The organism is Sphingomonas sp. SL1004 (assembly GCF_057815015.1).
Window position 1 is genome coordinate 426,116 of sequence record NZ_JBYMUX010000001.1, and the last position, 14,995, is coordinate 441,110.

Annotated in this window: 13 protein-coding genes; 11 read left to right on the forward strand and 2 right to left on the reverse strand. The window is 65.7% G+C overall.

The annotated features are described in order from the left end of the window. Positions 1 to 39: 39 nt before the first annotated feature. The 3 genes from AC3D24_RS01965 (at position 40) to AC3D24_RS01975 (ending at position 2,853) form a co-directional block, all read left to right on the forward strand. Entirely contained in the window at positions 40 to 1,443 is a 1,404-nt protein-coding gene (locus AC3D24_RS01965; RefSeq protein WP_489027725.1) for an NAD(P)H-dependent flavin oxidoreductase, read from the forward strand. A gap of 372 nt (positions 1,444 to 1,815) precedes the next feature. Continuing rightward, positions 1,816 to 2,454, forward strand: coding sequence for a LysE family translocator (locus AC3D24_RS01970; RefSeq protein ID WP_489027727.1), 639 nt, complete (start codon positions 1,816 to 1,818; stop codon positions 2,452 to 2,454). 156 nt (positions 2,455 to 2,610) lie between these two features. Further along, positions 2,611 to 2,853, forward strand: coding sequence for a hypothetical protein (locus AC3D24_RS01975; RefSeq protein ID WP_489027729.1), 243 nt, complete (start codon positions 2,611 to 2,613; stop codon positions 2,851 to 2,853). Positions 2,854 to 3,006: 153 nt separating this feature from the next. On the opposite strand, the gene AC3D24_RS01980 is transcribed toward AC3D24_RS01975, so the two are convergent. Together AC3D24_RS01980 and AC3D24_RS01985 are read right to left on the reverse strand one after the other, a co-directional pair. After that, complete coding sequence (locus tag AC3D24_RS01980; protein WP_055879018.1) at positions 3,007 to 3,198, reverse strand: YMGG-like glycine zipper-containing protein; 192 nt, start codon at positions 3,196 to 3,198, stop codon at positions 3,007 to 3,009. 89 nt (positions 3,199 to 3,287) lie between these two features. Then, the gene (locus AC3D24_RS01985) at positions 3,288 to 4,286 is read right to left on the reverse strand and encodes a 2-hydroxyacid dehydrogenase (protein WP_489027732.1); all 999 of its coding nucleotides are present in this window, start codon (positions 4,284 to 4,286) and stop codon (positions 3,288 to 3,290) included. 130 nt (positions 4,287 to 4,416) lie between these two features. On the opposite strand from AC3D24_RS01985, the gene AC3D24_RS01990 reads away from it, so the two are divergent. The 8 genes from AC3D24_RS01990 to AC3D24_RS02025 all read left to right on the forward strand — a co-directional run bounded on the left by AC3D24_RS01990 (position 4,417) and on the right by AC3D24_RS02025 (position 14,943). After that, on the forward strand, positions 4,417 to 4,911 hold the full coding sequence (locus AC3D24_RS01990) for an SH3 domain-containing protein (RefSeq protein ID WP_489027734.1): 495 nt from the start codon (positions 4,417 to 4,419) through the stop codon (positions 4,909 to 4,911). Positions 4,912 to 4,927: 16 nt separating this feature from the next. After that, on the forward strand, positions 4,928 to 5,383 hold the full coding sequence (locus AC3D24_RS01995) for a GNAT family N-acetyltransferase (protein ID WP_489027736.1): 456 nt from the start codon (positions 4,928 to 4,930) through the stop codon (positions 5,381 to 5,383). Between the two features lie 58 nt (positions 5,384 to 5,441). Then, positions 5,442 to 5,693 (forward strand): hypothetical protein, encoded by a 252-nt coding sequence (locus AC3D24_RS02000; protein ID WP_489027738.1) that lies wholly within the window; start codon positions 5,442 to 5,444, stop codon positions 5,691 to 5,693. Positions 5,694 to 5,709: 16 nt separating this feature from the next. Further along, positions 5,710 to 6,441, forward strand: a complete 732-nt coding sequence (locus tag AC3D24_RS02005; RefSeq protein WP_489033012.1) for a prepilin peptidase — start codon at positions 5,710 to 5,712, stop codon at positions 6,439 to 6,441. Beyond that, on the forward strand, positions 6,438 to 6,869 hold the full coding sequence (locus AC3D24_RS02010) for a hypothetical protein (RefSeq protein WP_489027740.1): 432 nt from the start codon (positions 6,438 to 6,440) through the stop codon (positions 6,867 to 6,869). The genes AC3D24_RS02005 and AC3D24_RS02010 overlap by 4 nt, the downstream gene beginning before the upstream one ends. Before the next feature lie 94 nt (positions 6,870 to 6,963). Beyond that, positions 6,964 to 9,150 carry an autotransporter assembly complex protein TamA gene (locus tag AC3D24_RS02015; RefSeq protein ID WP_489027742.1) on the forward strand — a complete coding sequence of 729 codons (2,187 nt, stop codon included), beginning with the start codon at positions 6,964 to 6,966 and terminating at the stop codon, positions 9,148 to 9,150. Further along, complete coding sequence (locus AC3D24_RS02020) at positions 9,150 to 13,397, forward strand: translocation/assembly module TamB domain-containing protein (protein WP_489027744.1); 4,248 nt, start codon at positions 9,150 to 9,152, stop codon at positions 13,395 to 13,397. The genes AC3D24_RS02015 and AC3D24_RS02020 overlap by 1 nt, the downstream gene beginning before the upstream one ends. 70 nt (positions 13,398 to 13,467) lie before the next feature. Beyond that, positions 13,468 to 14,943 (forward strand): flavin-containing monooxygenase, encoded by a 1,476-nt coding sequence (locus AC3D24_RS02025; RefSeq protein WP_489027746.1) that lies wholly within the window; start codon positions 13,468 to 13,470, stop codon positions 14,941 to 14,943. The last annotated feature ends 52 nt before the right edge of the window (positions 14,944 to 14,995 follow it).

Genomic DNA, 14,995 nt, shown 5'->3' on the forward strand with positions numbered 1-14,995 from the left:
GCGATATAGGGGGCCGTATTTTCCGGGAGAGGTGACGTCGTGTTCAAGGGCCTGAAGCCTATCGTCTATAACGGTCGCGAAGTGTGGCCGCTGGTGGAAGGCGGCAAGGGTGTGGCCGCGACCAACCATGCCTCTGCCGGCGCATGGGCCGCAGCGGGCGGCATCGGCACGGTTTCTGCCGTGAACGCCGACAGTTACGATCCCGACGGCAAGATCATTCCGCAGGTCTATGAAGCTCTGACGCGGCGTGCCCGTCACGAGGAGCTGGTCGAATACGCGATCGAGGGCGCGGTCCAGCAGGTCGAGCGCGCGTACGAGATCGCCGACGGCAAGGGCGCGATCAACATCAACGTCCTGTGGGAAATGGGCGGTGCACAGCGCATCCTGCACGGCGTGCTGGAGCGGACTCGCGGCAAGGTGGCCGGCGTCACCTGCGGCGCTGGGATGCCGTACAAGCTGTCCGAGATCACCGCGTCCTACGGCGTCAGCTATCTGCCGATCGTCAGTTCGGGCCGTGCGTTCCGCGCGCTGTGGAAGCGCGCCTATTCGAAGGCGGCCGAGTGGCTGGCCGCGGTGGTGTATGAGGATCCGTGGCTCGCGGGCGGGCATAACGGCCTGTCGAACGCCGAAGACCCGTTGAAGCCGCAGGACCCGTATCCGCGCGTCAAGGAACTGCGCGACGTGATGCGCGAAGGCGGTATCAGCGACGACGTGCCGATCGTGATGGCGGGCGGCGTCTGGTATCTGCGCGACTGGAACGACTGGATCGACAATCCGGAGCTGGGGACGATCGCGTTCCAGTTCGGCACGCGGCCGCTGCTCACGCGCGAAAGCCCGATTCCCGAGGGCTGGAAGAACGCGCTGACACAGATTGAGGAAGGCGACGTGCTGCTGCACAAATTCTCGCCGACCGGCTTCTATTCGTCGGCAGTGCGCAATCCGTTCCTGCGCTCGCTGGAAGCGCGATCGGAGCGCCAGATCGCGTTCTCGACGCAGGAGGCGGGCGATCACGTGTTCCAGCTGGACGTCGGTGTTAAGGGCAAGAACTTCTGGGTCACGCGCAACGACCTGTTGCGAGCGCGAACCTGGTTCGGCGAGGGGCATACCGATGCGCTCAAGACGCCGGACAACACGCTGGTGTTCGTCAGCCCGGACGAGAAGGGCATGATCCGCAAGGACCAGGCCGATTGCATGGGCTGCCTTTCGCAATGCTCGTTCTCGAGCTGGGCGGATACCGAGACGAACTCGACGGGGCGGTTGGCCGATCCGCGCAGCTTCTGCATCCAGAAGACGCTGCAGGACATCGCGCATGGTGGCGATATCGACCAGAACCTGATGTTCGCGGGGCATGCGGCGTATAATTTCAAGAAGGATCCGTTCTATTCGAACGGGTTCGTGCCCAGTGTCGGGCAGCTGGTCGATCGGATCCTGACCGGGGATTGAGGTAAGGCTGAGGTCTTCCCGGTGGGCCTCGCGTTTCCCTGCTCGACACCGTCACCCCAGCGAAAGCTGGGGTCTCTCTCTCTCGTTGCGGGTGACTGGAGTTCCACGATGATACACCAGCTTTCGCTGGGGTGACGGGTTGTGGTGGGCGGAAAGGTGTTCGTACAACGTCCGTTGCCTCGACGTCTGTCGTCCCAGCGTCGTCGCCCTAACGTCCCTCATCCCAATGTCCGTCACCCCAGCGGAAGCTGGGGTACCCCTCGTGGCAGGCGAACGGCGCCACACGACGAGACCCCAGCTTTCGCTGAGGTGACGGAACTGTCGGTATGACGGGCTTGGTTGGGGTAGTTCGCTGAGAATAAGAGGCGTGAAATGACGTTGCATCTGTGGTGGTTGTTCGTGGTCGCGGTATTCCTGCTGTCGGGAACGCCCGGTCCGAACATGCTGCATGTCATGACCCGCAGCGTGGCGTTCGGTGCGCGGCGTAGCGTTGCGGCGATGGCAGGGTGTCTGACCGCGCTGGTGCTCGTGCTGGCGGCGTCGGCGGCGGGCGTGTCGGCGTTGCTGGCGGCATGGCCGCGGGTGTTCGATGCGCTTCGCTATGCAGGCGTCGCGTACCTGATCTTTCTCGGCATCAAGGCATGGCGCGGCGCCGGATCGCCGATCGACGTGGGCACTAGCGGGGGCGAGGACGTTTTGCCCGTCACACTGTCGGCGCGGCGGCTGTTCCGGGGCGGATTCGTGATCGCCGCCAGCAATCCTAAGCTCCTGCTGTTCGCCGCAGCATTCCTGCCACAGTTCGTCGATCGCGCGTCACCGCAGGCACCGCAGTTCGCGATCCTCGTCGCGACCTTCGCGGTGATCGAGAGCTTTTGGTATGGCGTCTATGCAGCGGGTGGCCAGACGCTGGCGCGGTATCTGACGCGACCGGCGTTGCGGCGCGCGTTCGATCGCGTGACGGGGGGTGTCTTCGTCGGCTTCGGGCTGGCTTTGCTGCGGGTGCGAACATGACGCGCCATTGTCGTTTCATGTCATTGCGCGCATAAGGACCTCATTGCGGCGCTTCGTACGGGCATGCCGCGACTGAGAGATGCTTTGCGCTCCCGCTCCGAGCCGGGAATGCCGCATGACCCTCTATTCTTCCATTTCGACCATGAGCTTCACGTTGTGACGACAGGCGAAACGGTCGTGCCGATCTCGCGCGCAGTCAACGTCACTGTCGAACAGCCCGCGGTTCTCGCAATGTGCAAGAAACACGACGCGATTATCAGCGCGATCGAGACGCTGCCCTCCGGCGGGACACGCGTCGTACTGATGAACAGCGATGACGCGGCCAAGATCATCAAGGCGTTCGGGTCGAAAGTGATGACCGGAACCGTGAAGCGCACACACTGGATGCGCGCAGTCTGAGGTGCCTTGGTCCTCCCCCACGAGGGGGAGGTGGCTGGCATTTGCCAGACCGACGGGGAGGAGTGGAAACCTCTGCTTCGTATCCTCCCGCCGTCGCCTTCGGCGACACCTCCCCCTGATGGGGGAGGGGCATTCATTTTACGGGCAAATCGATCAGTCGGCGACGGTGCCGACGACCGCGCCACCCGCGCCACCGACGGCCGCACCCTTCTCGACACTGCCACCGGTTGCGGCGGCGACGCCTGCGCCACCGGCTGCACCGATGCCGGCGCCCTTGAGCGTCGAGCAGGCGCTCATCGAGACGGCGGATGCGAGCAGCAGGGCGGAAACGGCGAACTTCTTCATCGGGGACACTCCATTTTCTCCGGGGGTGGCCGATAAATGCTGCACCGCGGAATCTGTTCCCGTATCTTAACCCATATTATAATTTCCGCTCACGCCCAGCCGTCGAGGACCTGATCCGGCGGGCGGTGGCCGTCGGCCCACATCCGGATGTTCTGGATGACGCGCTCGCCCGACGCCATCCGGCCTTCGAGCGTGGCGGACCCCATGTGCGGGAGCATGACGACATTGGGCAGCGCAAGCAGTCGGGGATCGATCTCCGGCTCGTGCGCCCATACGTCGAGGCCGGCGCCGGCGAGCTTGCCGTTCTCCAACGCGTCGACCAGCGCGCCTTCGTCGACGATCCCACCGCGCGCTGCGTTGATCAGGTAGACGTGCGGTCGCATCAGGCCGATCCGGCGCGCATCGATCAGGTCGCGGCTGTCGGCGTTGAGTGGCGTGTGGATCGTGACGATGTCGACGCTGCCGAGCATGTCGTCGAGCGAGGCGTGGAACGTCGCTGCGAGTTGCGCCTCGCGGACCGCGGGTAGGCGGGTGCGGTTGTGATAGTGGATCGTCAGCCCGAACGCGCGTGCCCTCAGTGCGACGGCCTGGCCGATTCGACCCATGCCGACGATGCCGAGCGCCTTGCCGCCGATCCGGTGGCCGAGCATGCCGCCGGGGCTCCAGCCCTTCCACTGGCCGGAGCGGACCAGCTTCTCGCCCTCCGCCAGCCGTCGCGGGACCGATAGGATCAGCGCCATCGTCATGTCCGCCGTGTCCTCGGTGAGGACGCCCGGCGTGTTGGTGACGATGATCCCGCGGGCGCGTGCCGCCTTCAGGTCGATGTGGTTCACGCCGGCGCCGTAATTGGCGATCAGCTTCAGCCGGTCGCCCGCGCCCGCGATCAGGTCCGCATCGATGTCGTCGGTGACAGTGGGGACGAGCACGTCGCAGTCGACCATTGCGGCGGCGAGCTGGTCGCGCGTCAGTTTCGCGTCGGCGCGGTTGTTGCTGGTGTCGAACAGCGCTTCCATCCGGTCCATCAGCGTGTCGGCCAGCTCGCGCGTAACGACGACCTTGGGGTTCGGACAGCGGCGTGTGTCGGTCATGCAGACGGCTTGGCGAAGCGGCGCGGGCGCGTCAATGATCGCGTCCCCGAAGGCGTCGCGTTGGTAGCAACGTCGGTTGAGCAAAGGGTTAGGTCGCACTAGAGAGGGGTTCGCCTGTTAGGACATGACCATGCGCATTTTCGCCGCCGCGCTCTCCGCCTTCGTTCTTGCCGCATTGGTGCCGGACCCGGCGATGGCCGCCGATGCGACGAAGAAGACGGTGCCCTATTACGCGTCCATCTCGGCATCGCGTGCGCGGATGCGGACTGGCCCTGCGCGGACGTACCCCGCGAGCTGGCTGTACCAGCGCCAGGAATTGCCGGTGAAGGTCGTCGCGATCTTCAAGGAATGGCGCAAGATCGCGGATCCCGACGGTACCGAGGGCTGGATGCAGGCGAACCTGCTGAGCGGCGCGCGTACCGGCATCGTTCGCGGCGGCGCGCCAGTCGATTTGCGCGAGCGTCCCGATGCGTCGAGCCGATTGTCGTTTCGCGCGGCGCCGGGCGTGGTCGGGCGGCTGAGCCAGTGCGGGAATGGCTGGTGCCGGATCGACGTGAAGGGGCAGGCGGGCTTCGTCCAGATCGCAGGGCTGTGGGGCGTCGAGGCTGGCGAAACCCTGCCTTGAGGGTCCGCTGACCTCCGTGCGGATCGTGCGCGACGCGCTGACGCATGCCGATGTAATCGCGCTGATCTCGCTGCATTTGCGGGAGGCCCACGCGAATTCGCCGCCGGGCAGCGTGTTTGCGCTCGACATGACGGGGTTGCGCGATCCGGCGGTGACGGTCTGGTCGGCGTGGGACGGCGAGACGCTGGCCGGAATCGGCGGGTTGAAGCACCTCGATGCGGCACACGGCGAGCTGAAGTCGATGCGGACCGCGCCGACGCATCTCCGGCAAGGTGTCGGGCAGGCGATGCTCGACCATCTGATCGCGGAGGCTCGCACGAGAGGGTATCGGCGGGTCAGCCTCGAAACCGGAACCAACGCGCCGTTCGCACCGGCGCGGGCGATGTACGAGCGATCGGGGTTCGTCGCATGCGGACCGTTTGCCGCGTATGAAGATACCTCGTTCTCGCGTTATTATACGCGCGAACTCTAAGCAGTTCGGCTTGACCTCGCTCAGTACGCGGTAGCGCGAAGGACCTTAGACCCGGCTTATGGAAACACTTATCGCCTCGCTCAAATGGTTCGCGGCCGGATCCGGCGTGATCGCCGCCTTCATGGTGTCGCTCGATTTCGGACGGCGGGTGACGGGGTGGGGGTTCGTGCTGTTCGTCGCGTCGTCGATCGCGTGGCTGAGCGGTGCGGCCTTGACCGGGGACTGGGCGCTCGGCACGCAGAACATCGTGTTGTTCGGCATCAACCTGCTCGGCGTCTACCGCTATCTGATCCGCAAGACCGGTGTCTGAGATCGGCTTCTGGGCGATGGCGCTGGGTGTGCTTGGCGCGATCCTCGGGAGTTTCATCGCGGCGCTGGTGATCCGCTGGCCCGACGAGCGATCGGTGATGCAGGGGCGATCGGCCTGTGACGGGTGCGGACGGACTCTCCGCGCGGTCGAGCTGGTGCCGTTGCTGAGCGCGCTCGTGCTGCGCGGACGGTGCCGCGGTTGTCATGCTGTGATCAGTCCGGTGCATTGGCGGATCGAACTCGCTGCGCTGGCGATCGGCGTCGCGGCTGGGATCGTCGCGCCGGGACCGGTCGGGATCGCAGGCGCTGTGTTCGGATGGCTGTTGCTTGCGCTCGCCAGCCTGGATCTGGTGGCGTTCTGGTTGCCCGACCGATTGACGCTGTTGCTGGCGCTGGCCGGATTGGCGAGCGCTGCGTTCGGCATCGATCCGCCGATTGTCGAGCGGTTGATCGGTGGAGTGGCAGGGTTCGGCGTGCTGTGGCTTGTCGCGTTCGGCTATCGGAGGATCCGCGGGCGTGACGGGATGGGGGGCGGCGATCCTAAACTGTTTGGGGCGATCGGGCTGTGGCTCGGGTGGCAGATGTTGCCGGCCGTGCTGTTGATCGCGAGCATGATCGGGCTCGGCGTCGTGCTTGCCGCGCACCTGAAGGGGCGCGCGATGGCGGCGGATACCGCGCTGCCGTTCGGCGCATTGCTGGCGATCGCGGCTTATCCGGCATGGCTCTTCATGATAGGCCTCGCGCCATGATGCTTGCTCTCGTCCTCTCCCTCCAGGCTGCTGCACCAGCGACTGCGGCCAATCCCGGCGCCAGTCCGCTCGGCGCGATCGGGCAACAGAAACTGCCCGTGCGCGGGTGCGCCGCCTATCTCTGGACGCTCGACGTCAACCGCCAGATGGTGGCGATGGCCAGCGCGGATCCGGCGCAGGTCCGGCTCGCGATCGACGGCAAGGTCGCCGATTACGCGCGTGCAACCCAGACGGATTCGATCGGGTTCGGCTTTGGCGGGATCACGCAATACCGCCGCGATGACGTGACCGCCACGCTCGACATGGCGATCGCGACGCGGGCCGATATCACCGCCGGTGCGACGGTCACCGCGGCGACGCTACGGATCGACCGTCCGGGACGCGATACCGTGGTCGTGCCGGTCGGCGGATTGATCGGCTGCGTTTGACGTAAATTTTGGTGAAACCAAGCCGTCATCCGTGCGTTACGGGACGGAGATGGGGGTTTAGTCGAACACGAACGCCTCCCATGAAGGGGATCGTGTGACAGCTTCGACTAGCCGGCATCATTGGCTCGCTCTGGCGTTGGTAGCGTCAACTACGGGATTCGCGGGATCGGTTTTCGCGCAGATTGCTAAGCCGGGCACCGCCCCGGCCAAGGGCCCCGACGCGCCAAAATCCAGTGACCAGGCGCAGTCGAGCGATCCACGGTCCGACGCGCCGATCGTGCCGGATGCCGAGTTCGACAGTGCGTTGCCGCCGCTCAGTGGCGATCTGAATGCCCCGCTCGAACCGATGTCTGCCACCACGCCGCAGGCAGCGACGCCCGCGACCGCGACGACGCCCGCGACGACGGTAACCGGAGACGTACTGCCTCCGACCGGCCCCAGCGATCCGCAACTGGCGCAACCGCTGACTCCGCTCGCGAGCTTCGATACCGTCCCCTTCGAAACCGCCGCCGACATCAAGGACAAGGACGCGCCGGAGATCCGGTACGACACCGCGATCAAGGGACTCGACAAGGCCGGCGACGGGCTGGAGGGACGCTACAAGGCGCTGTCCGCGCTGGCCGAGGGCAAGGGCAAGGCGGCGAACGCAACGCAGGTCGCCGCCCGCGCGAAGGAGGACGAGGCGCTCGCCGTGCGGCTGTTGAAGTCGCTCGGCTATTACGATGCCACAGCGATTTCGACGATCGAGACGATCCCGAACGCCGACACGACCAAGGCCAGCCGTCTTCGCGCGACCGTCAGTGCACAGCCCGGGCGGCTATATTCGCTGTCATCGGTCACCGTCACGGCGGATGCGACGACTCCGCCCGATCTGGTTCGCACGCAGCTGCCGTTGAAGGTCGGCGACCCGATCGAGGCGGCGCGTATCGAGGGGGCGGAGGCGAACGTCAGCCTGGTGCTGCCGCAACGCGGCTATCCTTTCGTCAAGGTCGGCGACCGCGACATCCTGCTCGACGACGAGACCCCGACCGGCGCGTACACGCTGCCAGTCGATACCGGCCCGCGGTCTTCGTTCGGGCAATTGCGCACCGAGGGAGATTCGGTCTTCAACCTCGAGCATCTGAACGTCTTCCCGCGGTTCAAGGCAGGCGAACTCTACGACAACCGGATGACCGACGACCTGCGCGATGCGCTGGTCGCGACGTCGATGTTCTCGACCGTGTCGGTCGAGCCGGTGCGGACCGGCACGATCAACGCCGACGGCACTGAGCAGGTCGATCTGCTGGTCCGCCAGAGCGCGGGCAAGGTCCGCACGCTCGGCGGCAATGTCGGCTATTCGACGGGGCAGGGCTTCCGCGCCGAGGGCACGTGGCAGCACCGCAACCTGTTCCCCTACGAGGGCGCGCTGATCGCGTCGGTGATCGCGGGCACGCAGGAGCAGGGCGTGTCGGGCACGTTCCGCCGCGCCAACGCAGGCCGTCGCGATCGCACGTTCAGCGTCACCGCAGGCGCGAACCACTCGAACTACGACGCGTACGAGGCGTTCACCACCAGCGTTGGGGTGCGCTGGAGCTATGATTCGACGCCGATCTGGCAGAAGCCGCTGACCTATTATTATGGTGGCGAGCTCGTCGGGACGAACGAGAGCGTCTATGATTTTGCGCAAGGCAAGAGCGTGCGGCGGACTTACGGCATTGTTGCTTTGCCGGGCCAGCTTAAGTTCGATCGTTCGGATAGCCTGCTCAACCCGACCAAGGGTTACCGCCTTACGCTGAACCTCAGCCCGGAAACGTCCGTTCAGGGGTCGGTGAAGCCGTATGTCCGGACCATGATCGAGGGGACGTTCTACTACCCCGTCTCCAGCAGCATCGTCATCGCCGGCCGCGCCAAGGCCGGCTCGATCCAAGGCGTCTCGCGTGACGACCTCGCGCCTTCACGGCGCTATTACGGCGGCGGCGGCGGATCGGTGCGTGGCTATGGCTATCAGCGGCTCGGGCCGTTCGATCCGAATGGCGATCCGGTCGGCGGGCGTTCGCTGAACGAGTTTGCGCTGGAAGCCCGCTATCGGTTCGGCGATTTCGGCATCGTGCCGTTCATCGATGCCGGCAACAGCTATGAGAGCAGCACGCCGAACCTTTCCTCGCTGCGTTATGGCGCGGGGATCGGCGGGCGTTTCTATACCAATTTCGGGCCGATGCGTTTCGATATCGCGACGCCGCTCAACCCACGCGAGGGCGACGGCAAGGTCGCCCTCTACATCTCGATCGGGCAGGCATTCTGATGGCCGACAACGGCACTCTTCCTGCTGAGCAGGTCCCGGTCGAGCAGACCGTCATCGTCGAGCGGCGACCGCTCTGGCAGCGTATCCTGAAATGGATCGCGATTTTGCTGGTCAGCCTGGTCGTGTTGATCCTGCTGGTGTTGTTCGGGATCAATACCGATCCAGGCCGTCGGCTCGTCGCGGACCAGATCGGTGGCTACACGACCGCATCCGGCTTGAACATCAAGGTTGGGCGGATCGATGGCTCGATTTACGGCGCGATGACGCTCAGCGACGTGCGCGTGTCGGATCCCAAGGGCGTCTTCCTGACGAGCCCGAAGCTCAGCGTCGACTGGCGTCCGTTCGCGTTTGCCAAGAACCATGTCGACGTGCGCTCGCTGACGACGCCGCTGGTGACGTTGCAGCGTCGTCCGATACTGAATGCGACGCCGACCGATCCGAACGCGCCGTTGCTCCCCGATCTCGACATCGACGTGAACCGGTTGGTGATCGATCGTTTCCTGATCGCCAAGCCGGTGACCGGCCAGACGCATATCGTGAAGATCGACGGCGCAGTGCACATCGCGGACAAGCGTGCGCAGTTGACGACCAACGCGGCAGCACTGACCGGGCCGGGGATCGCTGGCGGCGATCGTCTGGTGCTAAAGCTCGATGCGGTGCCGGAGCAGAACAAGCTCGACGTGAACGTGAAGCTGACCGCGCCGGTTGGCGGCGTGGTTGCAACTATGGGTTCGCTGAAGGCTCCGCTGACTGCGACCGTCGACGGACGCGGAAGCTGGGCTTCGTGGCAGGGGCGTGCGGTTGCGACGCTCGGTGGCGGACAGCTGGCGAACCTTGGGCTGGTCGCGAAGAACGGCCATATCGAAGTGCGTGGTTCGGCGCGTCCCGGCCTGTATCTCGAAGGTCCGGTCGAGCGCCTGACCGCACCGCAGTTGGACGTTGCGATCGACACGACGCTGAACGATCGCAAGGCCGACACGCGGATGACGCTCAGGTCGGACGCGCTGGCGGTCGACGCGGGCGGCCTGATCGATCTCGCGAACAGCCGGTTCGGCAATTTCGCGGTGAACGCAAAGCTGCTGACGCCGGGAGCGATCCTGCCGAACCTGCGTGGTCGCGACGTGACGGCACGCGTGGTGCTCGACGGCGCGTTCGCGACGCCGACGGTGGACTATAAGGTCCGCGCGGCGACGATCGCATTCGGCGACATGGGCGTCGAGAACCTCTACGCCGAGGGCCTCGCGCGCGTGAACTCGGACCGCATCCTGGTGCCCGTGAAGGCACGTGCGCGTCGCGTGACTGGTCTGAACGCAGCCGTCGGTGGGCTTGCGACCAACGTCGCGATCGACGGCGATTTCGCGATCTCCGGCGTCAACGTCCTCTCCGACAATCTGAAGATCCGCTCGGACAAGATCGATGCGACCGCGGTGGTCGTCGCAAACATGGCAACCGGGCGCTACACCGGCGCACTGAAGGGGCGGATCAACAATTACCGCGTCGACGGTATCGGTATCGTCAACCTGACGACCGACGCCAAGCTGGTACCGGGGCCCAACGGCGGTTTCGGGATCACCGGCCGTGTCGTCGCGCAGACCTCGCAGATCTTCAACGAAGGCGCGCGCAGCTTTCTCGGCGGCAATGCGATCGTTCGCTCGGACATCGGCTACAGTCCCGAGGGCATCGTCACCTTCCGCAATCTTCGGATGAACGCGCCACAGTTCCGCGTCACGCGCGGCGAGGGTCGATTCGATCCGGCGAGCGGCGCCGTGCTGGTGAATGCGGATGCGTATTCCACCGTCTACGGCCCGTTGTCCGCGCGCGTCACGGGTAGTGCGACCGCGCCGGTCGTGGTGCTGCGTGCACCGCGGCCAGGCGTCGGCGTCGGGCTCGTCAACCTGAACGCGCGGATCGTCGGCCGCGGTGGCGCCTATGCCGTCAACGCGAGCGGCGGTACCAATTACGGGCCGTTCACCGCCGACGTGCTGGTGACGCCGGGGACGCAACTCGCGGTCGACGTGCGCCGCGTGGTGTTCGCCGGGATCGTCGGCAGCGGCCGGATCGTGCAGACCGCCGCAGGTCCGTTTGCGGGTGCGCTCCAGTTCGCGGGGCAGGGGCTGTCGGGGAATGTCCGGCTTGCCAACCAGGGCGGCTATCAGCGCGCCGACGTCGCGGCGCGTGCCAATGGCGCCAAGATCCCCGGCATGGTCGACTTCACCATCGGCCGTGCGATCGTCTCGGCGAGCGCAGTGCTGACGCCGACACCGCAGATCGTGGCGGACGCACAGATCGCCGATATGCGCTACGGCGCGATCGTCCTCTCGGCGGCGCGTGCGAAGGTGAATTACGTCGGTGGCAACGGCACGGCGCAGGCCTTGCTGACCGGGTCGAACGGCGTGCCGTTCCGCCTCGCCGTCAACGCCAAGCTCAGCCCCGACAATTACCTCGTCGCAGCACAGGGCCAGGCCAACGGCATCGACTTCCACACCGTCAATCCGGCGCGCATCCAGGCGGCGAAGGGCGTGTACCGCCTGTCGCCGACCCGGATCGACTTCGGTGGCGCAGGCGGCGGCTCGGCGCGCTTGGCGGGCAGCTATGGTCGCGGCACGAACGCGCAGGTGCGCCTCGATCGCCTCGACCTGTCGACGTTGTCTGCGCTGGTCCCGAACCTCGGCATCGGCGGCAAGGCGACCGGCAGCCTCGACTTCTCGCAGGCGAACTCGGCCGCACTGCCGACCGCTGACGCACGCGTGACCGTGACCAACTTCACGCGCTCGGGTCTCGCCGCCGTCTCCGATCCCGTGGACATTGTGTTTGCCGGGACGCTAGGCGGCGAAGGTGGCGTCGGTCGCGCACTGGTGCGTCGCGGCCAGACGGTGGTCGGGCGGATGGTCACGAACTTGCGGCCCTTGCCGGCCGGCAGTGGCTCGTGGAGCACGCGCCTGATGGCCGCGCCGCTCTCGGGTGGGATCCGGTACAATGGCCCGTCCGCCGTACTGTTCAGCTTTGCGGCGATCCCGAACCAGCAGCTCTCGGGTCCGATCGCGATCGCGGCGGACTTCTCCGGGCGTCTGCAAGAGCCGCAGCTCAACGGCGTCGTTCGTGCCGATAACCTGACCTACGACAACGAGACCTATGGCACGCGTCTGTCGCAGATGCGGATCGTCGGACGGTTCACCAACACGCAGCTGCAACTGACGCAGCTCAGCGCAAAGGCCGGCGATGGTACCGTACAGGCACAGGGCTCGATCGGTTTCGCGGCGGACAGCGGCTTCCCGATCGATCTGCGCGCGACGCTGAACAATGCTCAGCTCGCCAAGAGCGACGCGATCAGCGCCACGACGTCCGGCACGATCCACCTGACCAACGGCGCTGATGGCGGGCTGATCCAGGGCGATCTCCAAATCCCCGAGGCCCGCTATCAGATCATTCGCCAGGGCCAGGCCGAAGTTGCCGAACTGACGGGTGTACGGCGCAAGAGCGATGTCGTGGTCGCCCGTTCAACCGATCGGTCTCAGGTGCCGGCCGTCGGGAAGTTCAAGCTCGACCTCCGGGTGCGCGCGCCGAACCAGTTGTTCGTGTCTGGCATGGGTCTCGAATCCGAATGGGAGATGGACATGCGGATCGGCGGCACGTCGGCCGCACCGATCGTCACCGGCGGGCTCGACGTCGTCCGTGGCACCTATTCGTTCTCGGGCAAGCGGTTCGAGGTCAATCGCGGCCAGGTCCGCTTCCGTGGCGGTGCGCTGACCGATCCGGACATCAACATCCAGGCGACCACCACGACCAACGGCATCACCGTCGTCATCAACGTGACGGGAACCGGCCAGAAACCGCAGATCGCGTTCACCTCGACGCCGACGTTGCCGCAGGACGAGGTGCTCAGCCGCTTGCTGTTCGGGGCGAGCCCGGCCAACCTGTCGGCGACCGAGGCGATCCAGCTGGCGTCCGCGCTGAACTCGCTGCGCGGGTCGGGCGGGGGCGGGCTGAACCCGCTCGGCAAGCTGCGCTCGGCGACCGGGTTCGACCGGTTGCGCGTGCTCGGCGCCGATGAGGCGAGCGGTCGCGGCACCAGCTTGGCGGCGGGCAAGTACCTGACCGACAACATCTATGTGGAGATCGTAACGGACGCGAAGGGCTTTACCTCGACCCAGCTCGAGATCGCGCTGACCAAGGCGCTCAGCCTGTTGTCGGCGGCGGGGTCGAGCGGCGGGCAGAGCGCCAGCCTCAAATATTCGAAGGACTATTGAGTTCGGGTCGGAGTGCGATAGGTTCGGTTATGAAACCTACGGCGTAACGCCGGGGGCGTGAGGATGCAGCATGACCGAGCATGTCGACGTGATCGTGGTGGGTGCCGGTATTTCCGGGATCGGCACCGGCTACCACCTCCAGACACGTTGCCCGGATCGGAGCTACGTGATCCTGGAGGGGCGGCAGTCGATGGGCGGGACGTGGGACCTGTTCCGCTATCCCGGCATCCGCTCCGATTCGGACATGCACACGCTGGGGTTTGCGTTCCATCCCTGGACGGCCGCAAAGTCGATCGCCGACGGTCCTTCGATCCGCGCCTATGTCGAGGAGACCGCGCGGGAGTACGGCATCGACGACAAGATCCGCTACGGCCACCACGTCAAGTCGGCGGCTTGGTCTACCGAGGATGCGCGCTGGACGGTCCAGGCGACCGGGCCGGATGGCGCGCCGGTGACGCTGACCTGCAATTTCCTGTCGATGTGCGCAGGCTATTACAATTACGCCAAGGCGTACTCGCCTGACTTCGAGGGTGCGGATAGTTTTGCCGGGCGGATCGTGCACCCGCAATTCTGGCCCGAGGACCTCGATTATTCCGGCAAGAACGTTATCGTGATCGGCAGCGGCGCAACCGCGGTGACCCTTGTGCCGACGATGGCGCAGACCGCCGCGCATGTGACGATGCTTCAGCGGTCGCCGACCTATATCGTCGCGCGACCGGGCGAGGACCGGGTTGCAAACTGGTTGCGCGGCAAGCTGCCGTCTAAGGCGGCATACGGCATCACGCGGTGGAAGAACGTGCTGATGGGGATGTTCTTCTACCGACTCGCGCGGAAAAAGCCCGCGAAGGTGAAGGAGCGGATGATCGGCATGGTCCGCGATCATCTCGGCCCCGACTACGACGTCGCGACGCATTTCACGCCGCGCTACAATCCCTGGGACCAGCGGGTGTGCCTGGTCCCCGACGGCGACCTGTTCGCAGCGATCAATGCGGGGAGTGCGTCGATCGTTACCGACACTATCGCACGGATCACGCCCGAAGGGATCCGGCTCGATTCGGGGAAGGACATGCCGGCGGACGTGATCGTCACCGCGACTGGGCTGGAACTGCAGCTGATGAGCGGCGTCGCGTTCAGTCTCGACGGGAAGCCGATCGAACTGGCGGGGCGGCTCCAGTATAAGGGCATGATGTTCGACGGCGTGCCGAACCTGTGTTCGACGTTCGGCTATACCAACGCGTCCTGGACGCTGAAGGCGGACCTGACGGCCATCTACATGTGCCGATTGCTGAACACGATGACTAAGCGCGGCCTGCGCGCGGCGACGCCGCACAACGACGATCCGACGATGAAGAGCGAATCGTTCCTCGATTTCACCTCGGGCTACGTCCAGCGCGCGGCGGCGTCGCTACCGACGCAGGGCGAACGCAAGCCTTGGAAACTCAACCAGAATTACGCGCTCGACGTGATGGCGCTGAAGTTCGGATCGATCGATGATGCGATGCGGTTCTCTAATCCGGTCCCGATAAAGGTCGCCGTGCATAGCTAAGGCGTCGGGCGGCGGCAGAGTGAGGGCCGGGTTCTGATGCAGCCGTTGGCAG

Excerpts from the sequence above, each read along its gene's own strand:
- AC3D24_RS01970 (WP_489027727.1), top strand. The coding sequence starts at position 1,816 with ATGACGTTGCATCTGTGGTGGTTGTTCGTGGTCGCGGTATTCCTGCTG.
- AC3D24_RS01980 (WP_055879018.1), bottom strand. The coding sequence starts at position 3,198 with ATGAAGAAGTTCGCCGTTTCCGCCCTGCTGCTCGCATCCGCCGTCTCG.
- AC3D24_RS01985 (WP_489027732.1), bottom strand. The coding sequence starts at position 4,286 with ATGACCGACACACGCCGCTGTCCGAACCCCAAGGTCGTCGTTACGCGC.
- AC3D24_RS01990 (WP_489027734.1), top strand. The coding sequence starts at position 4,417 with ATGCGCATTTTCGCCGCCGCGCTCTCCGCCTTCGTTCTTGCCGCATTG.
- AC3D24_RS02000 (WP_489027738.1), top strand. The coding sequence starts at position 5,442 with ATGGAAACACTTATCGCCTCGCTCAAATGGTTCGCGGCCGGATCCGGC.
- AC3D24_RS02005 (WP_489033012.1), top strand. The coding sequence starts at position 5,710 with ATGGCGCTGGGTGTGCTTGGCGCGATCCTCGGGAGTTTCATCGCGGCG.
- AC3D24_RS02010 (WP_489027740.1), top strand. The coding sequence starts at position 6,438 with ATGATGCTTGCTCTCGTCCTCTCCCTCCAGGCTGCTGCACCAGCGACT.
- AC3D24_RS02020 (WP_489027744.1), top strand. The coding sequence starts at position 9,150 with ATGGCCGACAACGGCACTCTTCCTGCTGAGCAGGTCCCGGTCGAGCAG.
- AC3D24_RS02025 (WP_489027746.1), top strand. The coding sequence starts at position 13,468 with ATGACCGAGCATGTCGACGTGATCGTGGTGGGTGCCGGTATTTCCGGG.